Raw genomic sequence first — 15,377 nt, forward strand, 5'->3', positions numbered from 1 at the left:
GGGTTCCTTTAGCTATGACTCAGGCGGCGCTATCGGCCGAAAAATACTTGCGCACCAGCGCATTGGGATTGCCGGTCAGGCGCTGGCGCAGTACGGGTTCGGGCGTGCCGCGCTTGATGAAGCGGCCGCTGCCGCGCTCGACATGCAGCTGACCGTTCTCGACGGCGATGCGGCCGCGGCTGATGACCACTTCGGGCCAGCCGCGCACGGTCCGGCCTTCGTAGGGCGTGTAGCCCACGTTGTCGTGCAGCATGGACGCGGAGATCGTCACCTCGCGCTCCGGATTCCAGATCGCAATGTCTGCATCCGCGCCGATCGCGATGGTCCCCTTCTGCGGGTACAGGCCGTAGGTGCGGGCATGATTGGCGGCGGTCAGCGCCACGAAGCGTTCAATCGACATGCGCCCGCCCAGCACGCCTTCGGAAAAGAGCAGGGGCATGCGCACTTCCAGCCCCGGCACCCCGTTGGCCACGTCCTTGAAGGTGGTGGCGTCTCCCTTGGGCAGCTTGCCGCTGGCGTCGAAGCGGTACGGGGCGTGGTCGGACGAATAGATCTGCAAGGTGCCGTCCGTCAGGCCCTGCCAGACGGCTTCTTGCGAGGCCGCATCGCGCGGGGGCGGGCTGCAGCAGAACTTGGCGCCTTCCAGGCCGGGGGCGTCAATGTCATCGGCGGTCAGAAACAGGTACTGCGGGCAGCTTTCCGCGTGGATGGGCAACCCCAGCGCCTGTGACGAGTGCACCACGCGCACCGCTTCCAGTCCCGCGACGTGAACGATCAGGATGGGCACATCCATCATGCGAGCCAGCGTTACGGCGCGATGGGTCGCCTCGCTTTCGGCGAGCGGCGTGTGCGCCACGGCGTGGTACTTGGGCGCCGTCATGCCGCGTTCGGCGAGGCGGCGGGCCACCCAGCGGATCATGTCGTTGTTCTCGGCGTGCACCATGACCAGCGCGCCCTCGCGGTCGGCAACTTCCAACACGTCCAGCAACTGGTAGTCGTCCAGCTTCAGGCGGTCGTACGTCATGAACACCTTGAACGACGTGATGCCGTTCTTGATGAGTTCGGGCAGGTCGTGCTTGAGCGCCTGTTCCGTGGGATCCGACAGGATCAGGTGAAAGCCGTAGTCGATGACCGCCTTTTCCTCGGCGCGGCGGGCGTAATCGGCCACCACATCCGGCAGCGCGTTGCCGCGGTGCTGGGCCGCGAACGGAATGATGGTGGTGGTGCCGCCGAACGCCGCCGATACGGTGGCGCTGTAGAAGTCGTCGGCACACATGATGCCCATGCCCGATAGCTGCTCGACATGGCAGTGGCTGTCGATGCCGCCCGGCAGTACCCAGCGCCCCGCGGCGTCGATGTCCCGTGCACCGGGCGGCAGGCCCTGTCCCAGCGCGACGATCACGCCGTCGCGCACGCCGATGTCGGCGTGGAAGGTGTCGGAGGCGGTGCTGATGCGGCCGTTGCGGATCGTCAGGTCGAATGCTGCGGTATCGGTCATGGGTAAGGGGTTCCGCGCGAAAGAAGAGTCAGAGCGTTCCGGGATAGATGCCGCCGTCCAGCACCAGGTTCTGCCCCGTCATGTAGCCGGCGCGCGCGCCGCACAGAAAGGCGCAGGCGTCGCCGAATTCGGCGGGGTCGCCATACCGGCCGGCTGGAATGCCCGCCAGCCGCGCGGCCAGCACGTCGTCCACCGTCTTGCCGCTGTCGCGCGCGCCGCGTTCGGCGGTCTGGCGCAGGCGGTCCGTCAGGAAAGGCCCGGGCAGCAGGTTGTTGATCGTGACGCCGTGCCGCACGGTCTGGCGCGCCAGTCCCGCCACGAAACCGGTCAGTCCGGCCCGCGCGCCGTTGGACAGGCCCAGGATGTCGATGGGCATCTTCACGGCGGCGGACGTGATGTTGACAATGCGGCCGAAGCGCCGCGCGATCATGCCGTCCACCGTGGCGCGGATCAGCGCGATGGGCGTCAGCATGTTGGCGTCCAGCGCGGCAATCCAGTCGTCGCGCGACCACTCGCGGAAGTCGCCGGGCTTCGGCCCGCCCGCGTTGGTGACCAGGATGTCGGGTTCGGGGCAGGCCGCCAGCAGCGCCTGCCTGCCGGCCTCGGTGGTGACGTCGGCGGCCACCGTGATGACCGACGCGCCGGTCTCGCGGCGGATTGCGTCCGCCGCGGCGTCCAGCGTGGTGGCCGTGCGCGCGGCCATCACCAGATTCACGCCTTCGCGCGCCAGCGATAGCGCAGAGGCGTAGCCCAGGCCCTTGCTCGACGCGCACACCAGCGCGTGCTTGCCCTTGATTCCGAGATCCATGTGTTTGCTCCTTTCAACCCAGCACGGGTTGGCGGCCGGTGGCGCCCAGCGACAGCCCGACGCGCGCGACGGTGGCTTCCAGCTCGGCCGCGGTGACCGGATCGATGCGCATCGCCGGCGCGCGCAGCGCGTGGCTCTTGATGGCGCCGCGGCGCTGATAGACATACTTGCGCAACGCCAGTCCGATCTTGGGCTGGAACTCGTAGCGGATCAGCGGGCAGTAGCGGTCGAAGATCGCGGCGGCGCCGGCGTGGTCGCCGCTGGCATAGCGTTCGTAGATGGCAACCAGGATCTCCGGGAACGCAAAGCCGGTCATGGTGCCGACCGCGCCGCGCTGCAGCTCTTCCAGGAAGTACACGCCTCCCAACCCGCCGAAGATGGCCATGTCGGCGTCCGGCACCAGTTCGCGGATGCGGCTGATCTTCTGCCCCACCGGCGGCTCTTCCATCTTGATCATGTGCACGCCGCCTTCGCGGCCCAGCCGCGCCACCACCTCGGGGCGGATCTCCGTGCCGAAGGAGTCCGGAAAATCGTGGATCACGACCGGAATCTTCACGGCTTCGGCCACGGCCTTGTAGTAGTCGAACAGCAGGGCATCGCTGGCGTTGTCCAACGGCGCGGCGAATACAGCCGATGCGCCCAGCTCCTGCGCTTCGCGGGCCTGCTCGATGGCGCCGGCGATGCCGTGGGCACGCACGCCCACCCACACCGGCACGCGGCCGTTCGTGTGCTTCACGAAGGTTTCCAGCACCCGGCGGCGCTCGTCGTTGGACAGCTTGTGCAGCTCGCCCAGAAAGCCCAGGATTGCCAGCCCGGTCACCCCGGTTTCAAGCAGGAAATCGACCAACGTGCGGATGCTGTCGGTATCGACACGCAGGGCATCGTCGAAGGGCGTGGGGCAAATGGTGAAGACGCCTTTGGCGTCGATGGAGGCTGCCATCTTTTCTCCGTCAGGATGCGTGAAAACCGAAATCGGAAGCGACGTTTCGATGTCATCCTAAAGCGGAAGTTTTAGAACTCCACTTGCTTTTTTATTGCCTTGGTATAACAGCCAGTTAAGTCAAGGTTTACCCTTGGCAGGGTTTGCCTGGACGTTTGCGGACAGCTCGAATCCCTGCTCGCAAAGCGTGTGGCGCAGCACGTCGACAAAGGCCTGCGCAAGCTGCGACAGCGGCTCGAAGCGCGACTGCACCAGGCTCGCTGTCAGGATCTTTGCCTGGTCGATCGGACGCACCACGAAGTCGCCCTGCGTGCGGCTCTTGACCGAGAATTCATCGACGATGGCGATGCCCGCGCCGGCCTGCACCAGCGAGCACGCGTTCTGCGGCGAACTCACTTCCACAGCCAGCCGGCGGGTCTGTCCGGCCTCGTGGTACATCTGCTCGACCAGCATGCCGAACGGCGTGTCGCCGCCGTACGAAATCAGCGGGTAGGGCAACAGATCGCCGATGGATAGCAGCGAGCGATGCGCCAGCGGATGGTTGTACGGGCAGATGCAGACCAGCCGGGCCTGGCCGATGGGCTGCGTCAGCAGATTCGGGTGCTGGACGGGCAAGATCACCACACCCAGTTCGGCGCGGTTGTCCAGCAGCATTTGCGTCAGGGGCTGCTGCGTCAACGGCTGAAAGGTGACCTTGACGTCAGGGTGCGTTTCGCGAAATCGCGAGATCGTCAGGGGCACGAGCATGTGGCCGATGCTGGGACTGGACACCAGATGCAGGATGCCGCTGCGGCGCTCGGACAATTCCGAAGCCAGCTCCTCCACGCGCCGCACGCCGGCATAGACCGTTTCCACTTCGCGAAAGAGCTGCCGGGATTCGGGCGTGGGATACAGCCGGCCCTTGATGCGCTCAAACAGCGCGAAGCCCAGCCGCTGTTCCGTGTGCGACAACAGCCGGCTGACTGCGGGCTGCGAGACGAACAGCAGCTTGGCCGCCCCACTGATCGAACCCGTGGTCATTACCGCCCGGAAAACTTCGATTTGCCGCAGATTCAGTTGCATGGCGCGCCCGCTCCGACTTGACGCGACGAGCATAACAAAGGGTTAAGGGCAGCGCACAAATTGACAATACATGCTCAGGCCGCCCGCAGATAGACTGGCGCCGTACCTTGCCCCGGTCCGCGTCCACATGGCGCGGGCCCGGCCACCACCAGGACGGACGACCAGGACGGACGAATGGAACAGACCCTGTTTGTGATCAATCCCAATTCCACGCAGGCCGTGACGGATGCGTTCGACGCGGCGCTGGAACCGCTGCGCATGGCCGGCGGTCCGTGCATCCAATGCCTGACGCTGGCCGAGGGGCCGGCGGGCGTCCAGACGCAGCTCGACGTCGAAAGCGTGACGCTGCCGCTCGCCGCGCTGGTGCGCAAGCTGGATGCCGACCACGGCGCCGCTGCCGCAGGCTACGTCATCGCCTGCTTCAGCGACCCGGGTCTGCACGCGGTGCGCGAAGCCACGCGCAAGCCGGTGCTGGGCATCAGCGAATGCGGCATGCTGACCGCGCTGACGCTGGGCCAGCGCGTGGGCGTGATCGCGATCCTGCGCCAATCGCTGCCGCGTCACGGACGCATGTTCGGCGCGATCGGCCTGTCGGGCCGCGTGGCGGCCGAGCTGCCGCTGGATCTGGGCGTGGTCGAACTGTCGGATGAGGCGCGCACCCGCGAGCGCCTTTTGCACGTCGGTGCGCGGTTGCGCGATGAGCATCAGGCCGACGTGCTGGTGCTGGGCTGCGCGGGCATGGCGGCCTATCGCGGCTGGCTGCAGGCCGAGCTGGGCCTGCCCGTCGTAGAGCCGACACAGGCGGCCGCGGCGATGGCGATCGGCCGCATCCGGCTGAACTGGCACGGCGCCTGAGGCCACCATGCGCAATCACGAACTCATCGATCGGCTGTCGCACCTGGTCGGCGACAACGGGCTGGTGCTCGATGCCGAGGGCCAGGGGCCTTACGTGCGCGACTGGCTGGGCAAGTGGCAGGGCAGCACGCCCGTGGTGGTGCGGCCTCGCAACGCCACCGAGGTGTCGGCCGTCATGCGGCTGTGCCATCAGACGCGCACGCCAGTGGTGCCGCAGGGCGGCAATACCGGCATGAGCGGTGGCGCCACGCCTGACGGCAGCGGCGCGCAGGTGATCCTCAGCCTGAATCGCATGAAACGCATCCGCGAGGTGGATCCGGTCAACAACACCCTGTGCGCCGACGCGGGCGTCCTGCTGGCCGACGTGCAGGCCGCCGCGCGCAACGTCGGCCGCTTCTTCCCGCTGAGTTTGGGCGCGGAGGGCAGCTGCACCATCGGCGGCAATCTGGCCACCAATGCCGGCGGCACCGCGGTGCTGCGCTACGGCAACACGCGCGATCTGGCGCTGGGGCTGGAGGTGGTGCTGCCCGATGGCCGCGTCTGGAACGGCCTGCGCGGCCTGCGCAAGGACAACACCGGGTATGACCTCAAAAGCCTGTTCATCGGCTCCGAAGGCACGCTGGGCATCATCACCGGCGCGGTGCTCAAGCTGTACCCCGCGCCCACGGGCCGTGTGGCGGCATGGGTGGGCGCGGACACGCCCGCGCAGGTGGTGGCGTTGCTCAGCCGCCTGCAGGGCGTTTGCGGCGAAAGGCTGACCGCGTTCGAAATGATGTCCGCGCGTTGCCTCGATCTGGTGGTGGCGCACGTCAGCGGCGCGGCCAGCCCGCTGGCCGGCCGCCATGCCTATTACGCCCTGGTTGAACTGTCGGACACCGAGCCCGCCGGACTGCCCGCCTTGCTGGAAACCGCGCTGGGCGCGGCGCTGGAAGCCGGCATCATCCAGGACTGCGTGGTCGCGATGAACGACACCCAGGTCCAGTCCTTGTGGCGGCTGCGCGAGGGCATCTCGCAGGCGCAGGTGCGCGCGGGCAAGGCGGTCAAGCACGACATCGCGCTGCCCATTTCGCGCCTGGCCGCATTCGTCGAGGAAGCGGACCTGGCGCTGGTATCGGATTTTCCGGGGCTGCCCATCATCAACTTCGGCCACATCGGCGACGGCAACTTGCACTACAACGTGCTGCTGCCGCTGGACGTGGCGCCCGCCGAATACGCCCGGCTGACCGCGGCGCTGAACCGCCGCGTGCACGACCTGGTGGCCCAGCGCGGCGGCAGCATCAGCGCCGAGCACGGCGTGGGCCAGTTGCGGCGCGACGAGCTGCGGCGCTACAAGTCGCCGGTGGAAATGGACCTGATGCTGATGATCAAGCGGGCGCTCGATCCCAACCAGCTCATGAACCCGGGCAAGCTGCTGTAGGGCACGCGCGCGGGGCAGGCAGGGGCTGCGCGCGCGAAGTCCGCCAGAAATTTATAATGGCGGGCTAATCGGATAAATCCTACATGCCTGAATCCTCCAGCCCGCGGGCGCCGAAAACGCCGGCGCCGCGCGCCACTGACCGGGAGCAGCCCCCGGAAGACGCCCGGCCAAGTGCTCAGCCAGACGCTCGGCAAGCCCCCCGGCAAGCCGCTCGGCAAGCGCCCCGGGCCCGTCCCGAAGGCCGCCCCGCCGCGCCCCGTCCCGAACGACCCATTCCGGCCGTCACCTACCCGGAAGACCTGCCCGTCAGCGCACGGCGGCAGGAGATCGCGCGCGCCATCGCTGGCCATCAGGTCGTGATCGTCAGCGGCGAAACCGGCTCGGGCAAGACCACTCAGCTTCCCAAGATCTGCCTGGAACTGGGCCGCGGCCGCCAGAAGATGATCGGCCACACGCAGCCGCGACGCCTGGCGGCGACCTCGGTGGCCAAGCGCATCGCCGAGGAGCTGAACACGCCCATGGGCGAAGTCGTCGGCTACCAGGTGCGGTTCAACGACCGCACCGGTCCCAACGCGTCCATCAAGCTGATGACGGACGGCATCCTGCTGGCCGAATCGCAGCGCGATCCGCTCCTGCGCCGCTACGACACGATCATCATCGACGAGGCGCACGAGCGCAGCCTGAACATCGACTTCCTGCTGGGCTACCTGAAGCAGCTCTTGCCGCGGCGCCCGGACCTCAAGCTCATCATCACGTCGGCCACCATCGACGCCGAGCGCTTTGCCAGACACTTTGCCGCGTCGGAAGACAAGCCCGCGCCGGTCATCGAAGTCTCGGGCCGCCTGTATCCCGTCGAAGTGCGCTACCGGCCCGTGCGCGAAGAGCCCGCCGCCGGCGATGACGCGCCCGCGCCCAACAAGGCCGGCCGCGACCGCGAGCGCATGTCGGGCGACGAAGAGCGCGACCTGATCGACGCCATCGTCGATGCCGTCGACGAATGCGCGCGGCATGGCCCGGGCGACGTGCTGGTGTTCCTGCCCGGCGAGCGCGAGATCCGTGAATCGGCCGAAGCGCTGCGCAAGCGGCACCCGGCCGGCACCGAGGTGCTGCCGCTGTTTGCGCGCCTGTCGCAGGCCGAGCAGGAACAGATCTTCCGCCCGCGCGGCAACGCCCGCCGTATCGTGCTGGCCACCAACGTGGCGGAAACCTCGCTGACCGTGCCCGGCATCCGCTTCGTCGTCGACAGCGGTCTTGCCCGCATCAAGCGCTATTCGTGGCGCAACAAGGTCGAGCAGCTGCGCATCGAGCCCATCAGCCGCGCCTCGGCCAACCAGCGTGCCGGCCGATGCGGGCGGGTGGGGCCAGGCGTCTGCATCCGGCTCTATGACGAGCTGGATTTCAACAATCGCGCCGCCTTCACCGATCCCGAAGTGCTGCGTTCGTCGCTGGCGTCGGTCATCCTGCGGATGAAGTCGCTCAAGCTCGACGACATCGAGCAGTTCCCCTTCGTCGAAGCGCCGCCGGGGCGGGCGGTGGCCGACGGCTACCACCTGCTGCAGGAGCTGGGCGCCATCGAACTGGCGTCGGCGTCCGACGACGATACGGACGACGGGCGCACGGGCGCGTCTTTTGTCCTGACCCGAACCGGCGATGAACTGGCCAAACTGCCCGTGGACCCGCGCATCGGGCGGATGATCCTGGCCGCACGAGAACACCAGTGCCTGGCCGAAATGCTGATCATCGCCTCCGCGCTGTCCGTGCAGGATCCGCGCGACCGTCCCATGCAGGAGCGCGAGGCCGCCGAGGCCGCGCACGCCAAGTTCGGCGACGACAAGTCCGAGTTCATCTCCTTCGTGAAGCTGTGGCGCTGGTATGGCGAACAGGTGCAGCACAAGGCCTCGCAGCGCAAGCTGGTGGGCCTGTTGCGGCAGAATTTCCTGTCGCCCATCCGCCTGCGCGAGTGGCACGACGTGCACACGCAGCTGTCGGCGCTGGTGGGCGAACAGGGCTGGCGCGTCAACCAGTCCGAAGCCACGTACGAACAGCTGCACATGGCGCTGTTGTCCGGGCTGCTTGGCAACATCGGCTTCAAGAGCGACGAAGGCGGCAGCTATCAGGGGGCGCGCGAAATCCGCTTCCACATTCATCCGGGCTCGCGCCTGGTGAAAAAGGCCGGCCGCTGGATCATGGCGGCCGAACTGGTCGAGACCACGCGCCTGTATGCGCGCTGCGTGGCGCGCATCGACCCGGTGTGGCTGGAAAAGATCGGCGCGCACCTGATCCGCAAGAACTGGTCGGACCCCCGCTGGGAAAAGAAGGCCGGGCAGGTCGTGGCCAACGAGCGGGCCACGCTCTACGGCCTGGCCATCTATACCGGCCGGCGCATCCATTACGGCCGCGTGAATCCCACCCATGCGCGCGAACTCTTCATCCGCCAGGCGTTGGTGCCCGGCGAGATCGACACGCGCCTGCCTTTCGTCGCGCACAACCGCAAGCTCATCGCGGGCATCGAAAAGCTCGAACACCAGACCCGGCGCCCGGACATCCTGGTCGATGACGAGCTGATCTTTGCGTTCTACGACCGGCAGCTTCCCGCCGACATCTCGCAGACCGCGACGCTCGAAAAGTGGGTGAGCGGCCTGGACAAGGCGGCTGCCGCCAAGCTGATGCTGACCCGCGACGAGCTGATGCGGCACGAGGCCGCCGGCGTCACGACCGATGTCTTTCCCAAGAAAGTGGAATGGCAGGGCGTGTCGATGGCGCTGGACTACCACTTCGAACCGGGCTCGCCGCGCGACGGCGTCACGCTGTCGGTGCCGCTGTTCGCGCTGAACCAGATCGATCCGGCGCGCTGCGAGTGGCTGGTGCCCGGCATGCTCAAGGAAAAGGTGCACCTGCTGCTCAAATCGCTGCCACAGAAGCTGCGCCGCCATTGCGTGCCGCTGCCCGACTACGCTGCCGGCTTCTACGACCGCTGGTTCGAGCGCCTGGCCGATCCGCAGACGGGTCTGGTCGACGCCATCATTGCCGACATGTGGGATCAGGTGCAGGTCCGCCCGGCGGTGGGGGACTTCAAGCTGGAAACTCTGCCGGCGCATCTGTTCATGAACTTCCGCGTCGTGGACGAGCACGGCCGCATGCTGGCCGCCGGCCGCAATCTGGCGCAACTGCGCGCCGAATTCGGCAAGCAGGCCCAGGCCACCTTCCAGCAACTGGCGGCCAGCGACACGCAGGTCGCGCAAGCGCTGGCGCACGAAAACCTGACCTCCTGGTCGTTCGGGCCATTGCCCGACATCATGGAGATCAAGCGGCGCGGCCAGTCCGTCATCGGCTATCCGGCGCTGGTGGACCGAGGCGCGCATTGCGACCTGGACGTGTTCGACGATCCCGACGAGGCGCGCAAGCACCATCGCGCGGGTCTCCTGAAGCTCTTCCGGCTGGCGCTGCGCGAGCAGGTGAAGTTCCTCGAAAAGAACCTCACCGACCTCACCAAGATCAGCATGCTGTATATGACGCTGGGCACGCAGGAAGAATTGCGCGACCAGATCATCGACTGCGCGCTGGGGCAGGCGTGTCTGGCCGAGCCGTGGCCGGTGAACGAACAGCAGTTCGAAGCACGCCGCGCCGAGGGCAAGGGCCGGTTGGGTCTGCTGGCCCAGGAGGTCGCGCGGCTGGCCGGCGCAGTGCTGACTGAATATGCGGCGCTTCAACGCAAGCTGCCGCAGGCCAAGCCCCACGCGGCCGCTTACGCGGATCTGCAGCAGCAAATAGGTGCGCTGATGCCCAAGTGGTTCATCCGCGACACGCCGTATGCGCAGTTGTCGCACTTCCCGCGCTACCTGAAGGCGGCGGTCGCGCGCATTGACAAGCTGCGCGCCGACCCGGCACGGGACGCAAAGCTGGTGTCCGAAATGGCGCCGCTGGTCACGCAATACCAGCGCGCCCGCGCGGCGCTGAAAGGGGCGGCAGACCCCAGGCTGGACGAGTTCCGCTGGCTGCTCGAGGAGTTGCGGGTGGCGCTCTTCGCCCAGGAGCTGCGCACGCCGATGCCGGTGTCGGTCAAGCGCCTGATGAAAAGCTGGGAATCCTTGCAACGCTAGCCTAGGTGCCTGACACCACATGGGTGTCTGACACCCTTGAGCCGGCGCCGCACCCTGCCGGGCTGCGACCCGGGTGTCAGACACCGGTAGACGTAAAAAGGGCCGCAAATGCATTGCGGCCCTTTTTTTGCAGCATGTCAGAAGCGTCGGTTCTTACAACGCCAAAAACCCAACAATCACCAGCGCGATCAGCCCGTACTTGGTGGCCTTGTACGCCGTGCGGTTCCACTTCTTGAAGGCCTTGCGCTTCTGGTCCAGCACCCAATGCGCGTGGGTCAGCTTGTTGATCGCGCCCGTCTGGTCGCCGCCGTCGTTGGGCGAGCTGGCCGCGGACATGACCTTGCGGCCGAACCAGCCGTTGAAGGCTTCGGCCCAACGCCACTTGAGCGGACGCTCGACGTCGCAGAACAGGATGATCCGGTTCTCGCCCGTCTTGTTGTAGGCTTCGTGGACGTATGTTTCGTCGAACACCACGCTTTCGCCATCGCGCCAGCTGTAGTGCTCGCCGTCCACGATGATGTGGCAGCCGTCGTCGTTCGGCGTCGCCAGACCCAGGTGATAGCGCAGCGATCCTGCAAACGGGTCGCGGTGCGGGTTGAGCTGGCCGCCCGGCGGCAGCTCGGCGAACATGGCGGCCTTGACCTTGGGCAGGCCCTTCAGGATGGCGACCGTTTTGGGGCAGAGTTCCTCGGCCGACGGGTGGCGGGCGTCGTACCACTTCAGGTAGAACCGCTTCCACCCATATTTGAAGAACGAGTTGAAGCCAATGTCGTTATGGGTGTCGGCCGCCTTGATCCGGCGAAGCTCGGCCATCTGCATGGCTTCTTCGCGGATCGTCTCCCAGTTGTCGTCAAGCACCTTCAGCTCGGCGATTTCGCTGGTCGTCAGGTAAGGCGTGGTCGGCACACGGGACGTCAGCACCATGAAGGCGTTGATCGGCGCCAGCAGCACCGAATGGTCCAGCATTTGCCGTCCCAGCGGCAGTTTGACGCGGCCTCGGAAGTGCGCGAACAGGATGGCGGCAAGCCAGATCCCAGGTATGAGCCATTTCATAGGTATATCTCGTCGTGCGACGGGGTAGTGCGGGTTGGGTCGTATTGTCCCACAAGCCTCCGTGGGGGATCCCGTCAGGATGGGATGCATCCGGGCGGATTCTGATGCAAGGATTGTCCTGAGGCGGTCGGCCGCTGGGTACAATTCCGCTATGTCCGAAGCCGTAACGACCCCGACCCCATTTGTTCACCTGCGCGTCCACTCCGAGTTCTCGGTCGTGGACGGTACGGTGCGTATCCCCGACCTCATCAAGCGCGTGGCCAAGCTGGGCCAGCCCGCCGTCGCCCTGACCGATCTGTCGAACCTGTTCGGACTGATCAAATTCTACAAGGGCGCGCGCGGCGCGGGGGTCAAGCCCATCGCGGGCTGCGACGTCTGGATCGCCAACGACGAAGACCCGGCCAAGCCCTTCCGCCTGCTGTTGCTGGTGCGCAACCATCAGGGCTACCTGAATCTGTGCGAACTGCTGTCCAAGGCGTTCCTGACAAATCAGGGCAAGGGCCGGGCGGAAATCCGCCGCGAATGGCTGCAAGGGCAGGCTGGCCTTATCGCCCTGTCCGGCGGGCGGCTTGGCGACGTCGGTCAGGCGCTCGAAGCCGGCAACGCCGTGTCGGCGCTGGCCCTGGCGCGCCAGTGGGCGCTGATGTTCCCGGGCAGCTACTACCTCGAATTGCAGCGCGCCGGCATGGACGGCGACGAAGGCTACTGCCAGGCCGCCATGCGGCTGGCCTCCGAGGCCGGCCTGCCGGTGGTTGCCACGCATCCCGTGCAGTTCCTCGACGAATTCGAATTCCAGGCCCACGAGGCGCGCGTCTGCATCGCCGAAGGCGAAATCCTGGCCAACCCGCGCCGCGTGCGCCGCTTCTCCAAAGAGCAGTACCTGCTCAGCTCCGAGGAAATGGCGCGCCGGTTCGCCGATGTCCCGTCGGCGCTGGCCAACACGGTCGAAATCGCCAAGCGCTGCAACCTGAGCCTGGTGCTCGGCAAGCCGCGCCTGCCCAATTTCCCCACGCCAGAGGGCGTGACGCTCGACGATTACCTTGTCCAGCTCTCGGAAGAGGGCCTGGAAAAGCGCATGGAGTTCCTGTTCCCGGACGCCGCCGAGCGCGAGTCCAAGCGCGAGCAGTATTACGAGCGGCTGCGCTGGGAGTGCAAGACCATCATCCAGATGGGCTTTCCCGGTTACTTCCTGATCGTGCAGGACTTCATCAACTGGGGCAAAAACAACGGCGTGCCGGTCGGCCCGGGCCGGGGCTCGGGCGCCGGTTCGCTGGTGGCCTACGCGCTGGGCATCACCGACCTCGACCCCATCCGCTATGACCTGCTGTTCGAGCGCTTCCTGAATCCCGAGCGGGTCTCCATGCCCGACTTCGATATCGACTTCTGCCAGGACAACCGCGAACGGGTCATCGACTACGTCAAGGAAAAATACGGCCGCGCCGCCGTCAGCCAGATCGCCACCTTCGGCACGCTGGGCGCCAAGGCCGTGGTGCGTGACGCCGGCCGCGTGCTGGACATGCCCTACATGTTCTGCGACGGCCTGTCCAAGCTGATCCCGTTCAACCCGATGGATCCCTGGACGCTCGAGCGCACCCTCAAGGACGAGCCCGCCTTCAAGGACCGCTACGAGCAGGAAGAAGAAGTCCGCGCGCTGGTCGACCTGGCCAAACCGCTCGAAGGCCTGACCCGCAACATCGGCATGCACGCGGGCGGGGTGCTGATCGCGCCCGGCAAGCTCACCGACTTCTGCCCGCTGTACTGCCAGCCGGGCCAGGAAAACAGCGCGGTCTCGCAGTTCGACAAGGACGACGTCGAGGCGGCCGGTCTGGTGAAGTTCGACTTCCTGGGCCTGCGCAACCTGACCATTCTGGATTGGGCCGTGCGCTACGTGCGCCAGTTCAACGCCGAAAAGCGCGACTTCGACGTCATGGCGCTGGCCCTGGACGATCCGGCGGCCTACAAGATTCTGTGCGACGCGAACACCACCGCGGTGTTCCAGCTTGAATCGCGCGGCATGAAAGAGCTGCTCAAGAAGCTGCGGCCCAACACGTTCGAAGACATCATCGCCATGCTGGCCCTGTATCGTCCGGGGCCGCTGGAATCGGGCATGGTGGACGACTTCGTGAACCGCAAGCACGGGCGCGCGGCCGTCGATTATTTCCACTCGGACCTGGAAGCCACCCTCAAGAGCACCTACGGGGTCATCGTCTACCAGGAACAGGTGATGCTGATCTCCCAGATCATCGGGGGCTATTCGCTGGGCGGCGCCGACCTGCTGCGCCGGGCCATGGGCAAGAAAAAGCCCGAGGAAATGGCCAAGCACCGCGAACTGTTCGAACAGGGCGCCAAGGAAAAGGGCCACGATCCGGACCTGGCGGTCAAGCTCTTCGACCTGATGGAGAAGTTCGCGGGCTACGGCTTCAACAAGTCGCACTCGGCCGCATACGCGCTGATCTCGTACCAGACCGCCTGGCTGAAGGCCTACCACCCGACCGAGTTCCTGGCCGCCACCATGTCCTCGGACATGGACGACACCGACAAGGTCCAGATCTTCTGCCGCGATGCCCAGGACAACGGCGTGGAGGTGCTGCCGCCCGACGTCAATCATTCGGGATACCGGTTCGAACCCGTCGCTGACAAGCACACCGAAAAAGGCAAGCCGCCGCGCACCATGCGTTACGGCCTGGGCGCCGTCAAGGGCACTGGCCAGGGCGCCGTCGAGGACATCCTGCGTGCGAGGAAGGAAGGCGGCCCGTTCCTGAACCTGTTCGACTTCTGCCGCCGCGTCAGCAAGCAGGCCGTCAACCGCCGCACCATCGAGGCCCTGATCAAGGCCGGCGCGTTCGACACCATCGAACCGAACCGGGCCGCGATGCTGGCCTCCGTGCCCACCGCCATGGAAGCGGCCGAGCAGGCCGCGCGCAGCGCCAACCAGGCCTCGCTCTTTGGCGACGACAGCGGCGACGTGGTCGCCGGCGAACTGGCCAAGGTCGCGCCCTGGGATCTGCACAAGAAGCTGACCGAAGAGAAATCCGCGCTGGGCTACTACTACAGCGGCCACCTGTTCGATGCGTGGCGCGACGAAGTGCGCCGCATCGTGCCGATGCAGTTGGCCCGCGTGGAGCCGCAGCGCGACCTGCAATGGATGTGCGGCGTGCTGGCCAGCGTGCGCGTCATGATGACCCGCCGCGGCAAGATGGTCTTTGCCGTGCTGGACGACGGCACGGCCCAGGTGGAAATCTCGGTCTTCAACGAACTCTTTGAAAAGCACCGCAACCGGCTGCGCGAAGACCAGCTGGTCATCGTGCAGGGCAAGGTCAGCAACGACGACTATTCGGGCGGCATGCGCATCGTCGCCGAGCAGCTCTATGACCTGCAGCTTGCGCGCGAGGCCCGCGCCAAGTCGCTGCGCGTCAAGCTCAACGGCAGCGCCGACGCGGCGCGCCTGCGCCAGATGCTCAACCCCTTCCGCGCCGAGCCCGAGAACGGCATCCCGGGCGTGCCGGTCGACATCGTCTACACCAAGAACAATTTCCTGTGCACGGTCCGGCTTGGCGAAGAATGGCGCGTGCGCATGGCTGACACGCTGCTGGCCAACCTGAACGCGTGGACCAAGCCAGACGGCGTGGAGGTCACTTACTAAT

At 66.5% G+C, this 15,377-nt stretch carries 9 protein-coding genes; 4 read left to right on the forward strand and 5 right to left on the reverse strand.

Annotation, left to right across the window (positions count from 1 at the left end):
• Positions 1-19 precede the first annotated feature (19 nt).
• From hydA to AC6LJW_RS13335, 4 genes are all read right to left on the reverse strand, one after another.
• Positions 20-1,498, reverse strand: a complete 1,479-nt coding sequence (hydA, locus tag AC6LJW_RS13320) for a dihydropyrimidinase (RefSeq protein WP_498087518.1) — start codon at positions 1,496-1,498, stop codon at positions 20-22.
• Between the two features lie 28 nt (positions 1,499-1,526).
• Entirely contained in the window at positions 1,527-2,306 is a 780-nt protein-coding gene (locus AC6LJW_RS13325; RefSeq protein WP_056567075.1) for an SDR family oxidoreductase, read from the reverse strand.
• 13 nt (positions 2,307-2,319) lie between these two features.
• Positions 2,320-3,246, reverse strand: a complete 927-nt coding sequence (locus AC6LJW_RS13330; RefSeq protein ID WP_498087519.1) for a dihydrodipicolinate synthase family protein — start codon at positions 3,244-3,246, stop codon at positions 2,320-2,322.
• Between the two features lie 120 nt (positions 3,247-3,366).
• Positions 3,367-4,308, reverse strand: a complete 942-nt coding sequence (locus AC6LJW_RS13335; protein WP_056567073.1) for a LysR substrate-binding domain-containing protein — start codon at positions 4,306-4,308, stop codon at positions 3,367-3,369.
• A 174-nt stretch (positions 4,309-4,482) separates the two neighbouring features.
• Between AC6LJW_RS13335 and AC6LJW_RS13340 the strand changes: the two genes are divergently transcribed.
• The 3 genes from AC6LJW_RS13340 (at position 4,483) to hrpA (ending at position 10,680) form a co-directional block, all read left to right on the forward strand.
• Positions 4,483-5,163 carry an aspartate/glutamate racemase family protein gene (locus tag AC6LJW_RS13340; RefSeq protein WP_056567071.1) on the forward strand — a complete coding sequence of 227 codons (681 nt, stop codon included), beginning with the start codon at positions 4,483-4,485 and terminating at the stop codon, positions 5,161-5,163.
• A gap of 7 nt (positions 5,164-5,170) precedes the next feature.
• The gene (locus AC6LJW_RS13345) at positions 5,171-6,580 is read left to right on the forward strand and encodes an FAD-binding oxidoreductase (protein ID WP_498087520.1); all 1,410 of its coding nucleotides are present in this window, start codon (positions 5,171-5,173) and stop codon (positions 6,578-6,580) included.
• 83 nt (positions 6,581-6,663) lie between these two features.
• Complete coding sequence (gene hrpA / locus AC6LJW_RS13350) at positions 6,664-10,680, forward strand: ATP-dependent RNA helicase HrpA (protein WP_498087521.1); 4,017 nt, start codon at positions 6,664-6,666, stop codon at positions 10,678-10,680.
• 153 nt (positions 10,681-10,833) lie between these two features.
• On the opposite strand, the gene lpxO is transcribed toward hrpA, so the two are convergent.
• A complete protein-coding gene (lpxO, locus tag AC6LJW_RS13355; protein WP_056567064.1) occupies positions 10,834-11,733 on the reverse strand; it encodes a lipid A hydroxylase LpxO in 900 nt (299 codons plus the stop codon).
• 151 nt (positions 11,734-11,884) lie between these two features.
• On the opposite strand from lpxO, the gene dnaE reads away from it, so the two are divergent.
• On the forward strand, positions 11,885-15,376 hold the full coding sequence (gene dnaE, locus AC6LJW_RS13360) for a DNA polymerase III subunit alpha (RefSeq protein ID WP_056567063.1): 3,492 nt from the start codon (positions 11,885-11,887) through the stop codon (positions 15,374-15,376).
• Position 15,377: the final 1 nt, after the last annotated feature.

The sequence above is a fragment of the Achromobacter sp. 1012554356 genome (assembly GCF_059760815.1).

What these genes read in the sequence shown, in the direction of transcription:
- hydA (WP_498087518.1), bottom strand. Translation starts at nt 1,498, where the DNA reads ATGACCGATACCGCAGCATTCGACCTGACGATCCGCAACGGCCGCATC.
- AC6LJW_RS13325 (WP_056567075.1), bottom strand. Translation starts at nt 2,306, where the DNA reads ATGGATCTCGGAATCAAGGGCAAGCACGCGCTGGTGTGCGCGTCGAGC.
- AC6LJW_RS13330 (WP_498087519.1), bottom strand. Translation starts at nt 3,246, where the DNA reads ATGGCAGCCTCCATCGACGCCAAAGGCGTCTTCACCATTTGCCCCACG.
- AC6LJW_RS13335 (WP_056567073.1), bottom strand. Translation starts at nt 4,308, where the DNA reads ATGCAACTGAATCTGCGGCAAATCGAAGTTTTCCGGGCGGTAATGACC.
- AC6LJW_RS13340 (WP_056567071.1), top strand. Translation starts at nt 4,483, where the DNA reads ATGGAACAGACCCTGTTTGTGATCAATCCCAATTCCACGCAGGCCGTG.
- AC6LJW_RS13345 (WP_498087520.1), top strand. Translation starts at nt 5,171, where the DNA reads ATGCGCAATCACGAACTCATCGATCGGCTGTCGCACCTGGTCGGCGAC.
- hrpA (WP_498087521.1), top strand. Translation starts at nt 6,664, where the DNA reads ATGCCTGAATCCTCCAGCCCGCGGGCGCCGAAAACGCCGGCGCCGCGC.
- lpxO (WP_056567064.1), bottom strand. Translation starts at nt 11,733, where the DNA reads ATGAAATGGCTCATACCTGGGATCTGGCTTGCCGCCATCCTGTTCGCG.
- dnaE (WP_056567063.1), top strand. Translation starts at nt 11,885, where the DNA reads ATGTCCGAAGCCGTAACGACCCCGACCCCATTTGTTCACCTGCGCGTC.